The 17,980-nt window shown below is 68.4% G+C and carries 20 protein-coding genes; 11 read left to right on the top strand and 9 right to left on the bottom strand.

All coding sequences use genetic code 11. The annotated features are described in order from the left end of the window. Positions 1 to 3: 3 nt before the first annotated feature. Complete coding sequence (locus tag AAN986_RS18490) at positions 4 to 774, bottom strand: helix-turn-helix transcriptional regulator (RefSeq protein WP_016445242.1); 771 nt, start codon at positions 772 to 774, stop codon at positions 4 to 6. A gap of 187 nt (positions 775 to 961) precedes the next feature. On the opposite strand from AAN986_RS18490, the gene AAN986_RS18485 reads away from it, so the two are divergent. Next, on the top strand, positions 962 to 1,450 hold the full coding sequence (locus AAN986_RS18485; protein ID WP_016453040.1) for a DUF3237 domain-containing protein: 489 nt from the start codon (positions 962 to 964) through the stop codon (positions 1,448 to 1,450). 46 nt (positions 1,451 to 1,496) lie between these two features. Then, on the top strand, positions 1,497 to 2,504 hold the full coding sequence (locus AAN986_RS18480) for a tripartite tricarboxylate transporter substrate binding protein (protein WP_047217657.1): 1,008 nt from the start codon (positions 1,497 to 1,499) through the stop codon (positions 2,502 to 2,504). Between the two features lie 3 nt (positions 2,505 to 2,507). Here the strand turns inward: AAN986_RS18480 and nth are convergent, their stop codons facing one another. Further along, on the bottom strand, positions 2,508 to 3,161 hold the full coding sequence (gene nth, locus AAN986_RS18475) for an endonuclease III (RefSeq protein WP_017406542.1): 654 nt from the start codon (positions 3,159 to 3,161) through the stop codon (positions 2,508 to 2,510). A gap of 210 nt (positions 3,162 to 3,371) precedes the next feature. On the opposite strand from nth, the gene AAN986_RS18470 reads away from it, so the two are divergent. Beyond that, positions 3,372 to 4,442, top strand: coding sequence for a PDDEXK nuclease domain-containing protein (locus tag AAN986_RS18470; RefSeq protein ID WP_047217658.1), 1,071 nt, complete (start codon positions 3,372 to 3,374; stop codon positions 4,440 to 4,442). 62 nt (positions 4,443 to 4,504) lie between these two features. Here the strand turns inward: AAN986_RS18470 and AAN986_RS18465 are convergent, their stop codons facing one another. After that, on the bottom strand, positions 4,505 to 5,413 hold the full coding sequence (locus AAN986_RS18465; RefSeq protein WP_016445247.1) for a LysR family transcriptional regulator: 909 nt from the start codon (positions 5,411 to 5,413) through the stop codon (positions 4,505 to 4,507). A gap of 116 nt (positions 5,414 to 5,529) precedes the next feature. Here AAN986_RS18465 and AAN986_RS18460 point away from each other — a divergent pair, with 116 nt between their 5' ends. The 4 genes from AAN986_RS18460 (at position 5,530) to AAN986_RS18445 (ending at position 9,707) form a co-directional block, all read left to right on the top strand. Further along, positions 5,530 to 7,017: an amidase gene (locus AAN986_RS18460; RefSeq protein ID WP_016445248.1), complete on the top strand. Its 1,488-nt coding sequence runs from the start codon at positions 5,530 to 5,532 to the stop codon at positions 7,015 to 7,017. Positions 7,018 to 7,090: 73 nt separating this feature from the next. Beyond that, on the top strand, positions 7,091 to 8,077 hold the full coding sequence (locus AAN986_RS18455; protein ID WP_047217659.1) for a tripartite tricarboxylate transporter substrate binding protein: 987 nt from the start codon (positions 7,091 to 7,093) through the stop codon (positions 8,075 to 8,077). 179 nt (positions 8,078 to 8,256) lie between these two features. Continuing rightward, positions 8,257 to 9,453, top strand: coding sequence for a PLP-dependent aminotransferase family protein (locus AAN986_RS18450; protein ID WP_016445250.1), 1,197 nt, complete (start codon positions 8,257 to 8,259; stop codon positions 9,451 to 9,453). Between the two features lie 2 nt (positions 9,454 to 9,455). Beyond that, positions 9,456 to 9,707 carry a SlyX family protein gene (locus AAN986_RS18445; protein WP_255247311.1) on the top strand — a complete coding sequence of 84 codons (252 nt, stop codon included), beginning with the start codon at positions 9,456 to 9,458 and terminating at the stop codon, positions 9,705 to 9,707. Between the two features lie 52 nt (positions 9,708 to 9,759). On the opposite strand, the gene AAN986_RS18440 is transcribed toward AAN986_RS18445, so the two are convergent. From AAN986_RS18440 to AAN986_RS18430, 3 genes are all read right to left on the bottom strand, one after another. Further along, entirely contained in the window at positions 9,760 to 9,894 is a 135-nt protein-coding gene (locus tag AAN986_RS18440) for a DUF3149 domain-containing protein (RefSeq protein ID WP_016445252.1), read from the bottom strand. 208 nt (positions 9,895 to 10,102) lie between these two features. Next, positions 10,103 to 11,530, bottom strand: coding sequence for a M20 family metallopeptidase (locus AAN986_RS18435; protein ID WP_016453036.1), 1,428 nt, complete (start codon positions 11,528 to 11,530; stop codon positions 10,103 to 10,105). Next, on the bottom strand, positions 11,527 to 12,555 hold the full coding sequence (locus AAN986_RS18430; RefSeq protein WP_047217661.1) for a tripartite tricarboxylate transporter substrate binding protein BugE: 1,029 nt from the start codon (positions 12,553 to 12,555) through the stop codon (positions 11,527 to 11,529). The genes AAN986_RS18435 and AAN986_RS18430 overlap by 4 nt, the downstream gene beginning before the upstream one ends. A 189-nt stretch (positions 12,556 to 12,744) precedes the next feature. Between AAN986_RS18430 and AAN986_RS18425 the strand changes: the two genes are divergently transcribed. Together AAN986_RS18425 and AAN986_RS18420 are read left to right on the top strand one after the other, a co-directional pair. Further along, the gene (locus tag AAN986_RS18425; RefSeq protein ID WP_070081001.1) at positions 12,745 to 13,734 is read left to right on the top strand and encodes a LysR family transcriptional regulator; all 990 of its coding nucleotides are present in this window, start codon (positions 12,745 to 12,747) and stop codon (positions 13,732 to 13,734) included. Between the two features lie 109 nt (positions 13,735 to 13,843). Further along, the gene (locus AAN986_RS18420; protein ID WP_016445256.1) at positions 13,844 to 14,392 is read left to right on the top strand and encodes a DUF2721 domain-containing protein; all 549 of its coding nucleotides are present in this window, start codon (positions 13,844 to 13,846) and stop codon (positions 14,390 to 14,392) included. Between the two features lie 31 nt (positions 14,393 to 14,423). Here AAN986_RS18420 and AAN986_RS18415 read toward each other — a convergent pair whose 3' ends face one another. Then, a complete protein-coding gene (locus AAN986_RS18415; protein WP_017404434.1) occupies positions 14,424 to 15,329 on the bottom strand; it encodes an HTH-type transcriptional regulator ArgP in 906 nt (301 codons plus the stop codon). A 71-nt stretch (positions 15,330 to 15,400) separates the two neighbouring features. Here AAN986_RS18415 and AAN986_RS18410 point away from each other — a divergent pair, with 71 nt between their 5' ends. Further along, the gene (locus AAN986_RS18410; RefSeq protein ID WP_016445258.1) at positions 15,401 to 16,051 is read left to right on the top strand and encodes a LysE/ArgO family amino acid transporter; all 651 of its coding nucleotides are present in this window, start codon (positions 15,401 to 15,403) and stop codon (positions 16,049 to 16,051) included. Positions 16,052 to 16,081: 30 nt separating this feature from the next. Here the strand turns inward: AAN986_RS18410 and AAN986_RS18405 are convergent, their stop codons facing one another. Then, positions 16,082 to 16,390 (bottom strand): hypothetical protein, encoded by a 309-nt coding sequence (locus AAN986_RS18405; RefSeq protein WP_016445259.1) that lies wholly within the window; start codon positions 16,388 to 16,390, stop codon positions 16,082 to 16,084. A gap of 56 nt (positions 16,391 to 16,446) precedes the next feature. Next, positions 16,447 to 16,935 (bottom strand): Lrp/AsnC family transcriptional regulator, encoded by a 489-nt coding sequence (locus AAN986_RS18400; RefSeq protein ID WP_016445260.1) that lies wholly within the window; start codon positions 16,933 to 16,935, stop codon positions 16,447 to 16,449. A gap of 97 nt (positions 16,936 to 17,032) precedes the next feature. On the opposite strand from AAN986_RS18400, the gene AAN986_RS18395 reads away from it, so the two are divergent. Then, complete coding sequence (locus AAN986_RS18395; RefSeq protein WP_016445261.1) at positions 17,033 to 17,935, top strand: EamA family transporter; 903 nt, start codon at positions 17,033 to 17,035, stop codon at positions 17,933 to 17,935. The last annotated feature ends 45 nt before the right edge of the window (positions 17,936 to 17,980 follow it).

Here is a 17,980-nt window from a genome sequence, read left to right as displayed (position 1 = left end):
CCTTCAGCCCTGCGGCTCCATGGCCAGCGCGAACAGCTCGCTGCGAAAGTGGATGCCCAGCCGTGCAAATGCGCGGTTACGGTAGGTCTTGACGGTGGGCAGGCTGAGGGACAGGTCGCAGGCAATGCCCTCGTGCGTCATGCCCTGCAGCAGCCGGGCGCAGACATCGAGTTCGCGCGGCGTGAGGCCGGGCTGTGCCTGCAGCAGGCGCATGCGCAGGGCGGGCAATGTCTGGCGCTGTCTGGGCTGGGGGGCTGGGGACGCCGATGCCGCAGCCACGGCAGGCTGCGCCTGCGTCAGCGCGATGTGCTTGTGCGCCAGGGCCAGCAGCACGGGCGCCATGCTCTCGAAGCAGCCGATCTGCGCATCGCCCAGCGCCCTCTGGTGCTGGTGGCGGTAGAAGTTGACGGCAAACACACCGCCGTCGTCCTGGTGCTCGACGATGGATACGCGCTCGGCCATGCCGTGCGCGTCGTAGACCAGGGCGCGGTGCTCGCCTTCCACCTCCTGGGCCGTGATGTGGCACAGCGCCGTGCTGCGTGCCGGCGCTGTGCCGCCGTGCTTCCACGTGCTGTCGCGCAGATGGGGGCCTGAGAGATAGGCGCGCCAGCACTCGCGTGTGGTGTCACGCGCCTCGCTGCTGGCCGACAGGAACAGCTGCGGCCGGCTGCGCTGCCCCGTGCGGTAGACCGACCAGGAGGCGACGGGCAGCAGCGCGTTCATGGCCTGCAGCACCTGCAGGGCGAAGCCCGGCCCACCCAGGCTGGACACCATCTGGCCCAGCGCATGGCTGGACGCCTGGCCGGGCAAGGCGCTGGCGTCAAGGGCGGGGGAGGGGCAGGTCCAGTGTCTCAAGGGATGGCAGGGGCGGGCAGGGCGCTGTCATCTTCCGGGATGACGGCCTGCCCGGGCAATGGTGCTTATGCTAGGTCCCGATCCCATTCACCGGAGCCCCAGAACCATGCCAGATGACGTGCCGCAGCTTGCGGCCTTGCCCGATCCGCGCTTTCGCTTCTTCGCCGACCTGAGCGTGCAGGTGGGCCCGCCGCAGGAGGTCGGTGCCACGGCGCACGGCGGGCGCCGGCTGATCCCCATCCTGGGCGGCACGGCCCGGGGCGACGGCTGGAGCGCGCGCGTGCTGCCCGGAGGCGCGGACTTCCAGCGCATCGTGCACGGCGGGCTGGCCGAACTCGACGCGCGCTATGTGCTGGAGACCGATGCCGGCGACCTGATCTATGTCTGCAACCAGGCCCTGCGCAGCGGCGACCCGGCGCACATGGCCAAGCTGGCACGTGGCGAGCCCGTGGACCCTGCACATATCTACTTCCGCTGCGCGCCCCGCATGGAGACGGCCAGCCGTGCGCTGGCCTGGATCAACGAGCGCCTGTTCTTCGGCACCGGCGCGCGCCATCCCGATCGCGTGCAGATGCGCTTTCACGAGCTGCTCTGAGGGGGCCTTCCCCGCTTCGATACCTACAACACAGGAGACACAACACATGAACAACCCTGCATCCAAGGCGCGCCGCGCCGCCGTGGCCTGCACTCTTGCCGCCGTGCTGGCCACCGGCCTGGCTCCCTGGGCCGCGGCCAGCGCCCAGCCTGCATTTCCGAGCAAGCCCGTGCGCCTGCTCGTCGGCTTTCCTGCGGGAACGGGGCCGGACATCGTGGCACGCCTGCTTGCGCAAAAGCTGTCCGAGCAATGGGGCAACCTGGGCGTGGTCGTGGACAACAAGCCGGGCGCTGGCGGCCTCATCGCCGCCAGCGAGGCGGCACGGGCCGTGCCTGACGGCTACACGCTGATGCTGGGCGAGACCGGCCAGCTCAGCATTGCGCCCAACACCTACCAGCGCCTGCCCTACGACCCGCAAAAGGACTTTGTGCCCGTCAGCCAGGTCGTCACCTCCGACTTCGTGCTGCTGGTCAATCCGCAGAAAGTGCCGGCCCGCAATGTGCCCGATTTCGTGGCCTGGGCGCGCCAGCGCAAGGAGCTGTTCATCGCCACCTTCGGCGCCGGCACGCCCGGCCACTTCGGCGCCTTCATGTTCGGCAATGCCGTGCAGCTCAGGCCCGAGCCCGTGCACTACAAGAACACCAACGATGCCCTGGGCGGCCTGTTCAGCGGCGACGTGCAGGCCGTCTTTGCCACGGCGGCCCTGGCCGCGCCCCAGGTCAAGGCCGGCAAGCTCACGGCCCTGGGCAGCACGGGCGCCACGCGCACCCCGTCCATGCCCGAGCTGCCCACCATCCGGGAGCAGGGCTATCCGTCGCTGGAGTTCAATTCCTGGTTCGGCGTGGTCGCGCCCGCCAAGACACCGCCCGAGATCGTGGCCAGGCTGCAGGCCGACATCGTGCGCGCCCTGCAGCAGCCCGACAGCCGCAGCCGGCTGGAAGAGGCCGGTTTCCGCGTGACGGGCACCACGGGCGACGAACTCGCCCGCATCATGCGCGCCGACACGGTCACCTGGGGCAAGGCCGTGGCGGCCACGGGCTTCAAGGCCGATTGAAGCTCAGCGCTTGCCCGCAGCCGGCGCAGGCGTCTTGGGCGAGTAGTCGCAGTACGGCGCCACCACGCACTCCCAGCAGCGTGGCTTGCGGGCCTGGCAGACATAGCGGCCCAGCAGGATGAGCCAGTGGTGCGAGTCCACGGCATAGGCCGCCGGCACGCGCTTCATGAGCTGCATTTCCACGGCCAGCGGCGTCTTGCCTGGCGCCAGGCCCGTGCGGTTGCCCACGCGGAAGATGTGCGTGTCCACGGCCATGGTGGGCTGGCCAAAGGCGACGTTCAGCACCACGTTGGCCGTCTTGCGGCCCACCCCGGGCAGGGCTTCCAGTTCCTCCCGCGTGCGCGGCACCTGGCCGCCGTGGCGCTCGACCAGGATCTGGCAGGTCTGCATCAGGTGTTTGGCCTTGCTGCGGTACAGGCCGATGGTCTTGATGTAGCCCTCTAGCCCTTCAAGTCCCAGGTCCAGGATGGCCTGGGGCGTATTGGCCACGGGAAACAGCTTGCGCGTGGCCTTGTTCACGCCCACGTCCGTGGCCTGGGCCGAGAGCAGCACGGCAGACAGCAGCTCGAACACGTTGGTGTATTCCAGCTCGGTCTGGGGCGAGGGGTTGGCGGCCTTGAGTGTGGCGAAGAAGGGTTCGATGCTGGTGGTTTTCATTGTGGGAAGCGCGTGTCCATCGATGTGGCGAGCATTGTCGTGCAAGTGTGATTTCTAGGACTGTTCTGGTTTTTGATGTCTGCGAGGGCCAGATCGTCTGGTTATGCCGTTGCGGCGTTGACGTGCTGGGGCCGCATGGCAATAGTGGGCCGGATCGATTCCGCCGACACCACACATACAGACAACACGCCACCAGGAGGGGGCGACCGCATGGCCACTCGCAAGATATCCGTTTCTCCCGCGATCGCGGCGGCGCAGACCCTGCTGGGTGATGTCCGCGACCTGATCGAGGCCGCGCGGCTTCGGGTGGCTTCCACCATCAACAGCGAAATGACCCTGCTGTACTGGCATATCGGCCAGCACATCCATGACTGCGAATCCGAGGTGCGGCAGGCCGGCTGCAGCGACAAGGTCCTGCCCTCCCTGGCCGGGCATCTGGTCCAGGGCTATGGCGGCAGTTTCTCGGAAAAGAACCTGTGGCGCATGGTGCAGTTCTCCACCACCTTTCCTGATGAGCCCCTGGTCATCTCGCCCACGCGGCAGTTGAGCTGGGCGCATTTCATCGCGCTGATTCCGCTCAAGGACGCCCTGCAGCGCGAGTACTACGCCAGCATGGCGAGCATTGAGCGCTGGAGCGCCCGCACGCTGCGCAGCCGCATCGATTCCCGGCTGTACGAGCGCACCGTGCTGTCCTTCGATGCGGACACGCTGGTCGCGCAGGAGCCCACGCAGCGAGCCACCGAGCGCATGTCGCCAGCGCTGTTCATGCGAGACCCCTACATCCTCGACTTCCTGGGGCTGCACGATGCCTGGCAGGAGGGCGACCTGCAGGCGGCCGTCATCCGCGAGATGGAAGCCTTTTTCCTGAAGTCGGGCATGGGCTTCAGCCTGGTGGCGCGACAAAGGCACATGCAGATGGATGACCAGGATTTCCAGCTTGACCTGCTGTTCTACCACCGCAGGCTGCGGCGGCTGGTGGCGGTGGAGCTGAAGGTGGGCGAATTCGCGGACGAGGACAAGGATCGGATGGAGCACTACCTGCGCTGGCTGGATCGGCATGAGCATGAGCCGGGCGAGGATGCGCCGCTGGGCATCATGCTGTGCTCGGGCAACAGCTCGGAGCAGATCGAGCTGCTGGAGTTGGGCCGCGGCGGCGTCCAGATGGCCGAGTATCTGCCCGGCCTGCCTGCTCGCCATGTGCTGGCCCAGCGGCTGCGGGAGGCCACGCGCCGGGCGCAGTGGCACTGGGCACAGTGCCACCTGGAAGTCGGGCAGGGCTGAGCACGGGCCCCGGCCTGCAGTCCATCCCTTCCGTCTTTCTCTGCTTCTTCTACTTCGTCTTCTTACCCGGGAGGCAGAAGCTCCCGCAGATGCTCCACGAAGGCCCGCACGCCCTTGGACAGCGTGCGGCCTGCCAGCGTCTGCAGCTCGATGGCGCGTGCATTCATGCCGCGTTCGCGTATGGGCACCGCATGCAGTTCGCCACGGCGCACACGCTCGCGCATGGTGACCTCACCACCCAATGACAGGCCGCCGCCATGCAGCACGAAGTGCACCAGGGTCTCGAACTGGCCGCTGACCAGGGCAGGCTCGAACACCAGGCGCCGGTGGCTGCAGGCAATGTCGAACAGCTGGCGCGCGGTGTTGGCGTCCTCGGGCAGGGCAATGGCATGGGGATGCATCTGGGCCAGGGTGATGCTGGCATGCCGGGCCAGTGCGTGGTCGGGCCGCATGATGGCGACCACGGGCGAGACCTGGCGGTGCCAGACCTCGATATCGCGTGCCGCCGCACGGCTGTAGGTCAGGCCGACATCGGCCTCGCCGCCCAGCACGGCCTGGGTCACGGCGGCAGGCGCTTCCACGCGCAGGTGGAACTGCATGCCCGGGTACTGTTCACGAAACAGCGCCATGGCGCGCGGCAGGAATTCGATGGCAAAGCCGCCCGAGCTGCACACGCGCACCACGCCCCGGCGCAGGCCCTGCAGGGCCTCGATGTCCGAGACCACGCGGTCGGCCTCCAGCGCACCGCGGCGCGCGTGGGCGGCCAGCAGCTCGCCTGCCGGGCTGGGCGCCATGCCGCGCGGGCGGCGCTCGAACAGCGGCACGCCCAGCATCTCTTCCAGACCGGCGACCTGGCGGCTCACGGCCGAGGGCGAGACGTTGAGCCGCGCGGCGGCATCGCTGACCGAGCCGCTGCGCACCACTTCGAGAAAGTAGCGCAGGGCCGTGTCCTGAAGGCGGTTGGAAAGCATGTGGCTCCCATTTATGGTTTGCGGAAAACGCAACGATAAGCCGAGAAAATGGCGATTGTCGAAATATTTGCGCCTGCTTATGCTGACTTCGTTCTGTCACGAAAACGAGGAAATCCATGGAGTCAAGCACAAGCGCCGCTGCGCTGCAGCCGGGTCTGGCCACCGGGGGCGGTGCCGTGGTGGAGATGTCGGCCGTCGCGCTGTCCAAGGCCATCCACGGCCGCGAGCTGTCCTGCCTGGAAGTGCTGGATGCCTACTGCGCGCAGATCGACCGGCTCAACCCCGTGGTCAATGCGCTGGTGGCTCCGCTGGACCGGGACTGGCTGCGCGGCCGCTCCCGCGAGCTGGATACGCTGCTGGCGCGCGGCCAGAGCCTGGGGCCGCTGCACGGCTTTCCGCAGGCGCCCAAGGACATCATGCCGGCCGCAGGCATGGTCACGACCAAGGGATCGCCGATCTTCGCGAACCAGCTGTCGCAGGCCGATTGCGTGGTGTTCGAGCGCATGCGCGCAGGCGGTGCGCTCTTCGTGGCACGCAGCAATTCGCCCGAGTTCGGCCTGGGCGGCCATACCTACAACCCGGTCTACGGGACCACGCGCAATGCCTTCGATCCTTCGCGATCGGCAGGCGGCAGCAGCGGCGGGGCGGGCGTGGCCGTGGCGCTGCGCATGCTGCCCGTGGCCGATGGCTCGGACATGATGGGCTCGCTGCGCACGCCGGCCGCCTTCAACCATGTCTACGGACTGCGCACCTCGGTGGGCTGCGTGCCGCATGGCCCCTCGGAAGAGGTGTTCTTCCAGCAGTTCAGCGTCGCCGGCCCCATGGCGCGCGACATCCCCGACCTGGCCCTGCTGCTGTCCGTGCAGGCAGGCTTTGATGCGCGCCTGCCGCTGACCCGCCGCAGCGAGCCGCCCCAGGACTGGACCGCCCAGCTGCAGCGCGACTGTAAGGGCCTGCGCATCGGCTGGCTGGGGGACCTGGGCGGGCACCTGCCCACCGAGCCTGGCCTGCTGCAGACCTGCCGGGCGGCGCTGCAGCATTTCACGGCCGCAGGCTGCACGGTGGAGGAGGCCGTGCCGCAGTTCGATTTCGAGCGCCTGTGGCGCGCCTGGATCGACCTGCGCAGCTTCAGCGTGGCCGGCGCCAACGCCGCCTTGTACAACGATCCGGCCAAACGCGCCCTGCTCAAGCCCGAGGCCGTCTGGGAAATCGAGCGCGGCCTGGCGCTGCCGGCCATGGCCGTCTATGACGCGGCGCGCGTGCGCTCGGCCTGGTATGAAACATTGCGCCGCCTGTTCGACAGCTACGACTTTCTGGTGCTGCCTTCCGCCCAGGTCTTTCCCTTCGACGCAGCGCTGGACTGGCCTCACGCCGTGGACGGCCGCGAGATGGACACCTACCACCGCTGGATGCAGACCGTGGTGCCTGCCACCATGGCCGGCCTTCCGGCCCTGGCCGCGCCTGCGGGCTTCGGGCCGCAGGGTTTGCCTGCCGGGCTGCAGATCATCGGCCCGGCGCAGGCCGACCTGGCCGTGCTGCAGATCGGCCATGCCTATGACCAGGCCAGCGGCTTGTCGCGCGTGCGCAGCCCGCTGCTCGACTGAAGACTGACGACTGAATTGCCGCATTGAGCTGTTCCCAGGTTCCCGTTCCCTCGTTCCCCAGGAGATCCGTGCCATGGCCTTGTCCCGTTCCCGTTTTCTGTCGTGCCTGATGGCCGGCGCCGCTGCGCTTGCCTTGCCCTTGGCGCATGCCCAGGCCCAGTCCTACCCGGATCGCCCGATCAAGCTGGTCGTGCCCTTTGCGCCCGGCGGCGCCACCGACATCCTGGGCCGCCTGCTGGCCACATCGCTGGGAGAGCGCCTGGGCCAGCCCGTGGTGGTGGAAAACCGTCCCGGCGCGGGCACCGTGGTGGCGGGCGCGCTGGTGGCCAAGGCGCCGCCAGATGGCTACACGCTGCTGCTGGGCGCCAGCACCACGCTGACGCTGAACCCCGTGATCCGCAACCCGCTGCCCTACGATCCGCTGCGCAGCTTCACGCCGCTGGGCCTGGTGGCCGACATGGGGCTGGTGCTGGTGGCGCACAACGAAACGCCTGCACGCACCCTGCCTGAACTCGTGGCCCTGGCCAAGGCCGATCCGGATAAGCTGTCCTACGGCTCCTTCGGCACGGGGTCGTCGGTGCACTTCGGTGGCGAAATGCTCAAGACCGCCACGGGCATGCGCATGGTGCACGTGCCCTTCAACGGCAGCTCGCCCAGCCTGACCGCGCTGATGGGCGGCCAGGTGCAGGTGGCCGTGGACACGGTGGTGGCTACTACGCCGCTGATCAAGGCCGGCAAGATCCGCCCCATCGCGGCCCTGGGCCCGCAGCGCCTGCCCCTGCTGCCCCAGGTGCCCACCGTGGCCGAAAGCGGCTACCCCGGCTTTGCCATGGACACCTGGTTTGCCTTCCTCGCACCGGCCGGCCTGCCCGCTCCCATCCAGAGGAAGCTGGAAAAGGCGCTGGCTGACACCATGGCCGAGCCGGCCATGAAGAAGAAGCTGGTGGACATCGGCCTGTCGCCCGCATGGGGTCCGGGCAGCGCGCTGCAGGAGCGCATCGAGCGCGAACTGCCGCAGATGCGCGCCGTGGCCGCCAGGGCCGACATCAAGGTGGATTGAACGCAGCTGCCTTCCGGGAGAGAGGGGGCAGAGATGGCGTCGTCCCCCTTGGGGGGCGCCGTGCAACGGGAAGGCGCGAAGCGACTCAGGGGACTTCTAATCGTGCAGGAAAGCTGCGGCAGGATTGGCGACAATGCAGGCTTCGCCTTTTCATCGCATCGACAACGAGAATCCTGCCCATGCAATTCGCCGACCGTCTGAACAACGTAGAAACCTCCGCCATCCGCGAGCTGTTCAAGCTGCTGGGCAAGCCCGGCATCATCAGCTTCGCGGGTGGTTTCCCGGACAGCGCCATGTTCGACGTGGCCGGCATCAGCGCCGCCTCCCAGGCAGCGCTGCAGCAGGAGCCGGGCGCCGCGCTGCAGTACGGCGCCACCGAGGGCTACCAGCCGCTGCGCGAGCAGATCGCCGCCTTCATGGCCGGCAAGGGCGTGCGTGAGCTGGCCCCCGAGCAACTGGTGGTCACCACGGGCAGCCAGCAGGCGCTGGACCTGCTGGGCAAGACCATGATCAACCCCGGCGACAAGGTCATCGTGGAAGGCCCGACCTTCCTGGCCACCATCCAGTGCTTTCGCCTGTACGGCGCGCAAGTCATCAGCGCGCCCATCGATGCCGAAGGCGCCCAGGTCGATGCGCTGGAAAAGCTCATTGCCGAGCACCGCCCCAAGCTGGTCTACCTGATCCCCACCTTCGGCAATCCCAGCGGCGCCATGCTGAGCCTGGAGCGCCGCAAGAAGGTGCTGGAGCTGGCCGTCAAGTACCAGACCCTGGTGGTGGAAGACGATCCCTACGGCGACCTGTATTTTGGCGAGGCGCCACCTCCCAGCCTGCTGGCCCTGTCCAGCCAGGTGCCCGGCAGCCGCGACTGGCTGGCCCATTGCGGCTCGCTGAGCAAGGTGCTCAGCCCCGGCCTGCGCATCGGCTGGCTGGTGGCCCCGCCCGAGCTGCTGGCCCGCGCCGTGATGTGCAAGCAGTTCAGCGACGCCCACACCAGCACCTTTGCCCAGGCCACGGCCGCGCAGTACCTGAAGTCCGGCGCCATGCCCGCCACGCTGGCCCATGTGCGCGAGGTCTATGCGCGCCGCGCCAAGGCCATGGGCGATGCGTTGCGCGAGCACCTCGGCGATGCCGTGGAATTCCTGCAGCCCCAGGGCGGCCTGTTCCTGTGGGTGCGCCTGACCGGCAAGGGCGGCGCGCTGGCCGATGCCGGCGAGCTGGCCAAGCGGGCCATCGCCCAGGGCGTGGCCTTTGTGCCGGGCGCGCCGTTCTTCGCGCAAAACCCCGATGCCACCAGCTTCCGCCTCTCGTTCGCCACGGCCGACGAGGACAAGATCCGCGAAGGCATCGCCCGCCTGGCCCAGGCGCTCAAGGCGTGAGCGTGGCTGGGGACAACGAGCGCAGCGGCGAACGCGACGAGGCCCAGGCCCTGCAGGCGCGCGTGATGGAGCTGGAGATCAAGGCCAGCTACACCGACGACCTGCTGGAGCAGCTGAACCTGACCATCTACCGCCAGCAGCAGCAGATCGACCGGCTCCTGGACGAGCTGCGCGACCTGCGCCGACGGGTGCCGGAGGGCGGGCCTGCTGGCGGTGCGACCCATCTGCGCGACGAGCTGCCCCCGCACTATTGAGTGCGCAGGGCTGCATGCGAATGCCCAGGCCAGGCCCTGCCTGGGCATCTTTTCATTCAAGCGGCTTGTTGGCCACGTGCTTCATCTTGCCCAGGAACAGGCGCAGGAAAAAGCCCGCCATGATCAGGATGAAGACGATGACGCCCAGGCTCATCAGCCCGTAGTCGGTGGAAAAGAGATCGATCATCAGCTTCACAAGTCCTCCTGTGGTTTGTAGGTATCGGTGGGGTCCCGATCCGACTATCGCCGTGGCATGGCGTGGAGGGCTTGTGATGGGTCAACGCGGCGGCGGGGCGGGTTTGCGGCAGCGCAAAGGGGCAAGCCCCTGCAAGCCCCTGCAAGCCCGGGAACTGGGCATGGGGTAGGAGTCGATCATCCAGGGCGAGCCAAGCCCATCACCCCCGCATGAACGGCAGGGGCACCTCCGCAGGAATCGGGCAGGCATAGGGCCTGCCGCCGCGGCGCTCGAGCAGCTCCGCCTTGGCCTCGGCCATGCGCTCGGGCCGCTGCAGCAGGGCGATGGCGGTGGCGGCCATCACCTGGGCGGCGCGCACCATGCCGGCGTGGGCCAGGCCGGACTGGCCCTGCGAGACCATCTGCCAGGAATGCAGCGGCGTGCCGAAGGCGTAGCAGGCCACCCAGGCCTGGACGGTGGGCGTGATCCAGCTCACATCGGCCACGTCGGTGGAGCCGAACAGGGTGCCCTCCACAGCGGGATCGTAGGGCGCCAGGCCCTCGAACACGGCCGGCACCTTGCCGCGCAGCACGCTGGCCAGCGGGCGGCTGACCTGGTCGACGTCATTGCTGTCCAGCGTAGCCTGGAAGTCTCCGGCCAGGCTGTGCAGTCCGGGGTCCACGCGCAGCGGGCCCAGGGCCTGCATCTGTTCGTACATGACCTGGTTCAGCGTGCGGTTCTGCAGCAGGTTGGAGCAGGCCTTGTCGAAGACGATCTCCAGCCGGCAATCCGTCATCAGCGCCGCGCCGCGCGCCACGTTCTGCACGCGCTCGTAGAGTGCGGCCGCCTCGTGGTTGCGCGCGGCCCGCACCAGGTACAGCACCTCGGCGCGCGCCTGCACCACGTTGGGCGACAGGCCGCCCGAGTCGGTGATGGCGTAGTGCACGCGCGCATCGGTGGGCATGTGCTCGCGCAGGTAGTTCACGCCCACGTTCATCAGCTCCACGGCGTCGAGCGCGCTGCGGCCCAGGTGGGGGGAGTGCGCGGCATGCGAGGCCTTGCCGTGGAAGACGAACTTGGCCTGGATATTGGCCAGCGTGCTCTGGCTGAACACGCCGGAGAAGCTGGCCGGGTGCCAGGTCAGCGCCGTGTCCACATCGTCGAAGACCCCGGCGCGCGCCATGAAGGTCTTGCCCGATCCCCCTTCTTCTGCCGGGCAGCCGTAGTAGCGCACGCGCGCCTTGGCGCCGCTGCGGCGCAGGTGCTCCTGCAGCGCGATGGCCGCGAAATGCGCCGAGGTGCCCAGCAGGTGGTGGCCGCAGCCGTGGCCGGCCAGGCCCGGGCTGTCGGTGGACGGCGTGCAGACCAGGGCGCCGCTTTGCTGGTTCAGGCCCGACAGTGCGTCGTACTCGCCCAGGAACGCCAGCACCGGGCCCTCGTCGCCCCATTCGGCCAGAAAGGCGGTGGGAATGCCGGCCAGGGCGCGTGTGATGCGAAACCCGGCCTGCTCCAGCGCATCGATGTGCAGCTGGGCCGAAGCCGTCTCGGCATAGCGCAGCTCGGCCAGCGACCAGATGCTGTCGGCCAGGGCCGCCATGCGCGCGGACTGCTGCTGGAAAAAATCCTGGAGATGATCGACCGCGCTCATTCCGGCTTCACTCCTGCCTTGTCCAGCAGCGCCTTGTTGCGCTGCAGTTCGCTGGCGATCTGGGCCGGGAAGCGGCTCTGGTCCATCTCGGTGACCGATGCGCCCAGCAGCTTCAGGTGCTTTTGCACCTCGGGCAGGCGCACGGCCTTCGTGGACGCTTCCTGCAACTGCCGGACGATGGCGGGCGGCGTGCCGGCCGGCACGACCAGGCCGAACCAGCTGATGCCCAGCTCGTTGAGCTGCGCATAGCCCAGCTCCTTGAAGGTGGGTACATCGGGCAGATCGGGCGAGCGGCTGTCGCCCGACAGTGCCACGGGGATGAGCTTGCCACCCTTGATCTGGGGCATGGCCGAAGGCAGCTGATCGGTCATCACCTGCACCATGCCCGCCAGGGCGTCGTTGAGCGCCGGGCCGTTGCCGCGATAGGGCACGATCTGGATCTGGGTCTTCATGGTCTCGTTGAAGGACGCCACCATCAGATGGCCCAGCGTGCCCAGGCCGGGCACGCCCGCGCTGTAGGCGCCGGGCTGGGCGCGCAGCCTGGCCAGGAACCCCGCGAAATCCTTGACGCCCATCTTGGGATGGACCATGTAGACCGATGGCATGGTCACCAGGTTGGCCACGGGCAGGAGCCTGCCTTCCAGCCTGGCGGCGCGCGTATACAGCGAGGGGTTGATGGTGGCCGTGCTCACCGTGGCCATGCCGATGGTGTATCCGTCTGGCGCCGCCTGGGCAATGCTTTCGGTACCGATCAGGCCACCCGCGCCGGCCTTGTTGTCCACCACCACGGGCTGGCCCAGCGTGCTGCGCAGGCCTTCGGCGATCACGCGCGCGACGATGTCGGTGGAGCCGCCGGCCGCAAAGGGCACGATGAGCTTGACGGGCTTGCTCGGATAGGCGTCGGCCGCATGGGCAGTGCGGGCCAGGGTGAGGCCGCACAGCGCGGCGCAAAGGCCCGCGCCCAGGGAAAGCAGGGTGCGGCGCGGCAGGTGAGAGAGAGGCTGTAAGAGGGGCTTGGCTTGCATGGCATGGACTCCATCGACGGGGAGGGAGCCGCAGCCTGGGCCGTGCCGGCTCCCGATGCAGGCGACTATAGAAATCCTGCCGCCCGCGTGGGCCACGGTATTTGTGCCAAGCTATAAGCCGTTCCGATAGCTTGCCCTTCGCCGCCTGTGGCGCGCCAGGGCCTGCCTGGGGAAAACACCGAGATTCCCATGAGCCACGATTTTGACGACCGCGAAGGCCTGGACGATGCGGCCACGCCCCAGGGCCGGCTGCTGTTCTCGCGCCTGACCAAGCATGTGCGCCTGCGCCAGCTGCAGCTGCTGGTGGCGCTGCAGCAATGCGGCTCGGTGGTGCAGGCCGCCGCCACGCTGCACATGAGCCAGTCGGCAGCCACCCAGGCGCTGGCCGAGATGGAGCGCGTGCTCGACATCCGCCTGTTCGAGCGCCATGCGCGCGGCATACGCCCCACGCTGGCCGGCCAGACCCTGGTGGACACGGTGCGCGGCGTGCTGGCCGCGCTGGAGGAGGTGGCGGAATCGCTGGCCGCCATTCGCCGGGGCGCCGCGGCCGCGCTGCGCCTGGGCGCCATTCCGGCGGCAGCCCTGGCCATTCTTTCGCCCCTGCTGGCGCGGTTCTATGCCGAGCACCCCGAGGTGCATGTCGATGTGCACGAAGACGCCAGCACCCGGCTGCTGTCCCAGCTGCTGGGCGGCGGGCTGGACGCGGTGTTCTGCCGCGAGCCGGCGCTGCTGCCCGGCCCCTTCGTCTTCGAACCGCTGCTGGCCGACACGGCCGTGGTGGTGGCCGCACGCTCGCATGCACTGGCCGGGCGCCGTGGCGTGCCGCTGCAGGCCTTGACCGGCGCGCGCTGGGTGCTGCCCACGGCCAACATCGCCGTGCGCGGGATTTTCGAGGCCGAGGTGCTCCAGGCACTGCCCGATGCGCCCTGGTTTCCTGTCTCCACCGTTTCCCTGCCGATACTGGAAGGCCTGTTGAGCCAGCCCGGCGCCGTGGCCCTGGTGCCGTTGAGCATCGCGCCGGGCCTGCAGACCCATGCGCGCGTGTGCCGGCTCGACGTGCAGCTGACGGGCCGGCTGGCGCCGCTGGGCGTGGTCCGCCGCCGCGACCGGGCGCCCGCCCTGCTGGACCAGATGCTTTCGCTGTGCGCGCAGGTTCTGCCGTCACCCCCGGCGCGCTGAAAGCGGGCGGCATGGCTTCTTGCGGCCCCCGGTTGCGGCCACAATACTGTCCGCGCGAAAACACGGCAGCACGGCCGGACCAGACAACAGAAAGCACGCAGAGGACCGCATGATCAATTGGTCGCTAGACGCCGATACCGTCACCCACAGCATCCAGCTGGCGCTGGCGCCGGTGTTCTTCCTGACGGCCGTGGCCGGCATGATAGGCGCCGTGGCCGGGCGGCTGGCCCGCATCATCGACCGCGCGCGCAAGCTGGAGGAACTGCTGCGCACGCCGCAGGAGGAGGAATTCATCGCGCGCAGCCTGACCGAGCTGCACTTTCTGCGCAAGCGCGGCCGGCTGGCCAATGTCTGCATAGGGCTGCTGACCGTCTGCGGCTTTTGCATCGGCCTGACCATTGCCCTGCTGTTCCTGGGCGAGGCCTACGGCATCAACGGCCATGGCTATGCGGTGCTGGGCTTTCTGTTCGGCGTGCTGATGTTTCTCTCGGCCCTGGCCTGCTTTCTCTGGGAAACCATCATGGCCACCAGCCTGCTGGACTTCCACACCCTGACCCGCGTGCGCGCGGCCGTGCGCACCATACAGCGGCCGGAACGCAACGACCAGGCCCAGGCTGAGCCGTCCACCCCGGCAGACGACACCGGCCGCCAGCCCTGAGCCGGGCGCGGACGGCGCCGCCGTCGCCCCCTCACTCCATCGGGTCAAGACAGGCGGCTGCCGCCTGGATCACGCAGTCCGTCAGCCGCTGCAGGCTGGCCTGCGCATTGCGCGCATGGGCCCAGTACATGGGAATGTCCAGATCGTTGCCGGGCAGCAGCTCCACCAGGCTGCCTTCGGCCAGTTGCGCGCCGATCATCAGCGGCGGGTGCATGCCCCAGCCCATGCCCAGCTCGCAGGCCCGCGTATAGCCCTGGTTGGACGGCAGAAAGTGGCGCGGCGTGCTGCGCCGGCCTTCCGCGCCCAGGCGCTGCAGCCACTGGTCCTGCAGGCTGTCCTTGCGGCCGTAGCTCATCATGGGCGTGCGTGCCATGGCCTCGGGCGTGATGCCGTCCTTCAGGTAGCGGCGGATGAAATCGGGACTGGCGGCCGCCACGTAGCGCATGCGTCCCAGCGGCCAGGTGTTGCAGCCCGGAATGGCCGAGGACGTGGCCGTGACGGCGGCCAGCACCTCGCCCTCGCGGATGCGCTTGGCCGTGTGGTCCTGGTCGTCGATGCTGATGTCCAGCAGCTCGTTGCCGTCGCGCGTGAAGGCGGACATGGCGTCCATGAACCAGGTGGACAGCGAGTCGGCATTGACGGCCAGCTTGAGCGTGGGCAGGGCCGTCTGGCCCTCGGGCACCAGTTCGGGGTTCTTGCGGCGCAGGTCGTTTTCCAGCAGGGCGACCTGCTCCACATGCAGGCACAGGCGGCGGCCTGCCTCCGTGCCTGAACAGGGCTGGCCGCGCAGCACCAGCACCTGGCCCACGCGCTCTTCCAGCAGCTTGATGCGCTGGGAGACGGCCGAGGGCGTGACGTGCAGCTTGCGCGCCGCGCGTTCGAAGCTGCCTTCGCGCACCACGGCTGCCAGGGCTTCGAGTCCGGCGTAGTCGAGCATTTAGATATTCTTCATTTGATTGAGTAAATGTAATTTTACTTAACCATTTGCGAGCCAGACAATCCCTGCCCATGTGGACTGCAAATGTTTCTTCTTCCTGGCTGGCGGGCTTCACGGTCTGCCTGTCGCTCATCGTCTCCATCGGAGCCCAGAACCTGTATGTGCTGCGCCAGGCCGTGCACGGCCAGCATGTACGCGCCTGCGTGGCATGGTGCGTGGTCAGCGACGTGGTGCTCATCGGCCTGGGCGTGGCGGGCATGGCCCGGCTGCTGGGCGACAACCCCGATCTGGCCCGCTACCTGACCCTGGGCGGCGCCCTGTTCCTGCTGGCCTACGGCCTGATGGCGCTGTGGCGCATGGCCATGGCGCCCGATGCGCAGCTGGCCGCCTCGGGCGGGCAGCTGGCGCCGCGCGGCCTGCTGGGCGTGGTCTCCACGCTGGCCGTGATCACCTTGTTCAACCCCCATGTCTATCTGGACACGGTGCTGCTGATGGGCTCCATCGGCGCGCGCCAGGAAGGCGCGCTCAAATGGGTGTATGTGATTGGCGCCGCTTCGGCCAGCCTGTCATGGTTCGTGCTGCTGGCCTTTGCGGGCCGCCGCCTCAGGCGCCTGTTCGAGAAGCCGCGTGCCTGGCGGATTCTCGATGGCCTGACGGGGGTGATGATGCTGGCGCTGGCCTGGTGGGTGGCCGGCAGCGTCTGGGCGCCGGCCGGGGCCTGAGCCGGCCTGGGCCGGCCAGAGGCGGCAGGCTCAGCCCGCCGCCTGCTCCGGCTCCGGTGCCCAGGTGCCCACGGCCTCGATGAGGTTCCAGCTGTTGCACTCGATGCAGTAGTGGCCGGTGGTGCCGGTCTTCTGGCTCTCGGCCTCGATCACCACGCGGTGACCATGGCGCTGGGCCGGCGACAGCGGACGGATCTTGTCGTACTTGAACTGCTCTGCCAGATCGCCGCGAAAGGCGATGGTGATGCGGTCGCGCTTGGGGAAATAGTCGTTCTCGTACTTGTCGAGGGTGCGGATGGCCACCAGATTGGCCATGCTGTCCGGATGCGGTGCGCTCATTGAAGTCTCCCTGCCTGTGATGGCGTTCTATGTTCAAAACGATCTGATGACGGTGGTCAGGCATCCGTGGCTTGCGGCTGCAGCGGTAGCTGCAGCCCGGTCTTGACGCGTTCCAGCGCTATCGAGGTGGTGTAGCGCCGGATGTTGTCGTCCCCCGCAAACAGCCGAGCCGCCAGCGCCTGGTACTCCTCCATATCGGCAGCCGTGACGATCAATGAATAGTCGGCTTCACCGGTCACGTAATAACACTGCTGTACCGCGTCCTCCCGATCCACGCGTGCGCGAAAGGCCTGCGACAGATCGGGGCGCTCGTTGACCAGCTGCACGTTGATGAGCACGGTCAGCGGCCGGCCTATGCGCGCCGGATCGACCACGGCCACGTTGGCCGCGATCACGCCCAGCTCCTGCAGCCGCTTGATGCGCCGCTGCACGGCCGGCGCGGAAAGGTGCACGCGCTCGGCGATGAGGCGCTGTGGCGTGAGGTTGTCGCGCTGCATCACGTCGAGAATGGCGCGGTCGAAGGAGTCCAGGGCGATGGCGGGCATGGGCGGCTGGCGGCGAGAAGAGGAAAAGAGCGAATATTGCGTGAAGCGGCTCAAAAACGAGCTGTTTGCGCGGTGCGCTTGCAATATCGTACGCGCCATGACAACAAACATCACATGGAACCGCGCCTGGCCGCTGCTGGCCGTGCTGGGCTCGGTGACGGCGCTGGGCGTGGGAACGTCACTGGCCAAGCAGCTTTTTCCGGTGCTGGGCGCCCAGGGCACCTCGGCATTGCGCGTGGGCTTTGCCGCGCTGATCCTGGTGGCCATCTGGCGGCCCTGGCGCTGGACGCTGGCGCGGCCTCAGGCCTGGGCGCTTCTGCGTTTCGGCGTGGCGCTGGGCGCCATGAACCTGCTGTTCTACATGGCGCTGCGCACCATTCCCTTCGGCCTGGCCGTGGCCATCGAGTTCTCGGGGCCGCTGGCCGTGGCCATCTACCACTCGCGTCGGCCCGTGGATTTTGTCTGGCTTGCGCTGGCGGTGGCGGGGCTGGCCCTGATCCTGCCCATAGGCGGTGCCAGCGCCGGCGCCCTGGTGCTGGAGCCCGTGGGCATTGCCTGCGCCGTGGGCGCGGCCATCTGCTGGGCGCTGTACATCCTGCTGGGCCAGCGGCTGGGCAGCATTCCCAGCGGCCAGGCCGTGTCGCTGGGCCTGGTGTTCGCCGCCATGGTGGTGGTGCCCTTCGGCGTGGCCGAGGCGGGGGCCAAGCTGCTGCAGCCATCCATACTTCTTTTCGGGTTGATGGTTGCGGCCATCTCCAGCGCCTTGCCCTACACGCTGGAGATGATGGCGCTGCGCCGCCTGCCGCCCGCCACCTTCGGCATCGCGCTTGCAACTGAGCCCGCGATAGCCGCCCTCATGGGCATGCTGCTGCTGCATGAGCAACTGGTGGGAACGCAGTGGCTGGCCATTGCCTGCATCATGGGCGCGGCCATGGGCAGCGCCATCACGCGGCCGGCTGCTGCGGCCAAGGCGCCGGCGGAGGTGGCCTCCGCAGGCTGAGGCAAGGAATGCCAGCCACAAAAAAAGCGCTGCCCCGGCAGCGTT

The sequence above is a fragment of the Delftia sp. DS1230 genome (genome assembly GCF_040112715.1).
GTDB lineage: Bacteria > Pseudomonadota > Gammaproteobacteria > Burkholderiales > Burkholderiaceae_C > Comamonas > Comamonas tsuruhatensis.
Note: the sequence above shows the minus strand (reverse complement) of the source record. Positions and strands in the feature narration are given on the sequence as shown.

Bases quoted from the DNA above. Each gene is read 5' to 3' on its own strand.
- AAN986_RS18490 (WP_016445242.1), bottom strand. From the start codon at position 774: ATGGTGTCCAGCCTGGGTGGGCCGGGCTTCGCCCTGCAGGTGCTGCAG.
- AAN986_RS18485 (WP_016453040.1), top strand. From the start codon at position 962: ATGCCAGATGACGTGCCGCAGCTTGCGGCCTTGCCCGATCCGCGCTTT.
- AAN986_RS18480 (WP_047217657.1), top strand. From the start codon at position 1,497: ATGAACAACCCTGCATCCAAGGCGCGCCGCGCCGCCGTGGCCTGCACT.
- nth (WP_017406542.1), bottom strand. From the start codon at position 3,161: ATGAAAACCACCAGCATCGAACCCTTCTTCGCCACACTCAAGGCCGCC.
- AAN986_RS18470 (WP_047217658.1), top strand. From the start codon at position 3,372: ATGGCCACTCGCAAGATATCCGTTTCTCCCGCGATCGCGGCGGCGCAG.
- AAN986_RS18465 (WP_016445247.1), bottom strand. From the start codon at position 5,413: ATGCTTTCCAACCGCCTTCAGGACACGGCCCTGCGCTACTTTCTCGAA.
- AAN986_RS18460 (WP_016445248.1), top strand. From the start codon at position 5,530: ATGGAGTCAAGCACAAGCGCCGCTGCGCTGCAGCCGGGTCTGGCCACC.
- AAN986_RS18455 (WP_047217659.1), top strand. From the start codon at position 7,091: ATGGCCTTGTCCCGTTCCCGTTTTCTGTCGTGCCTGATGGCCGGCGCC.
- AAN986_RS18450 (WP_016445250.1), top strand. From the start codon at position 8,257: ATGCAATTCGCCGACCGTCTGAACAACGTAGAAACCTCCGCCATCCGC.
- AAN986_RS18440 (WP_016445252.1), bottom strand. From the start codon at position 9,894: ATGATCGATCTCTTTTCCACCGACTACGGGCTGATGAGCCTGGGCGTC.
- AAN986_RS18435 (WP_016453036.1), bottom strand. From the start codon at position 11,530: ATGAGCGCGGTCGATCATCTCCAGGATTTTTTCCAGCAGCAGTCCGCG.
- AAN986_RS18430 (WP_047217661.1), bottom strand. From the start codon at position 12,555: ATGCAAGCCAAGCCCCTCTTACAGCCTCTCTCTCACCTGCCGCGCCGC.
- AAN986_RS18425 (WP_070081001.1), top strand. From the start codon at position 12,745: ATGAGCCACGATTTTGACGACCGCGAAGGCCTGGACGATGCGGCCACG.
- AAN986_RS18420 (WP_016445256.1), top strand. From the start codon at position 13,844: ATGATCAATTGGTCGCTAGACGCCGATACCGTCACCCACAGCATCCAG.
- AAN986_RS18415 (WP_017404434.1), bottom strand. From the start codon at position 15,329: ATGCTCGACTACGCCGGACTCGAAGCCCTGGCAGCCGTGGTGCGCGAA.
- AAN986_RS18410 (WP_016445258.1), top strand. From the start codon at position 15,401: ATGTGGACTGCAAATGTTTCTTCTTCCTGGCTGGCGGGCTTCACGGTC.
- AAN986_RS18405 (WP_016445259.1), bottom strand. From the start codon at position 16,390: ATGAGCGCACCGCATCCGGACAGCATGGCCAATCTGGTGGCCATCCGC.
- AAN986_RS18400 (WP_016445260.1), bottom strand. From the start codon at position 16,935: ATGCCCGCCATCGCCCTGGACTCCTTCGACCGCGCCATTCTCGACGTG.
- AAN986_RS18395 (WP_016445261.1), top strand. From the start codon at position 17,033: ATGACAACAAACATCACATGGAACCGCGCCTGGCCGCTGCTGGCCGTG.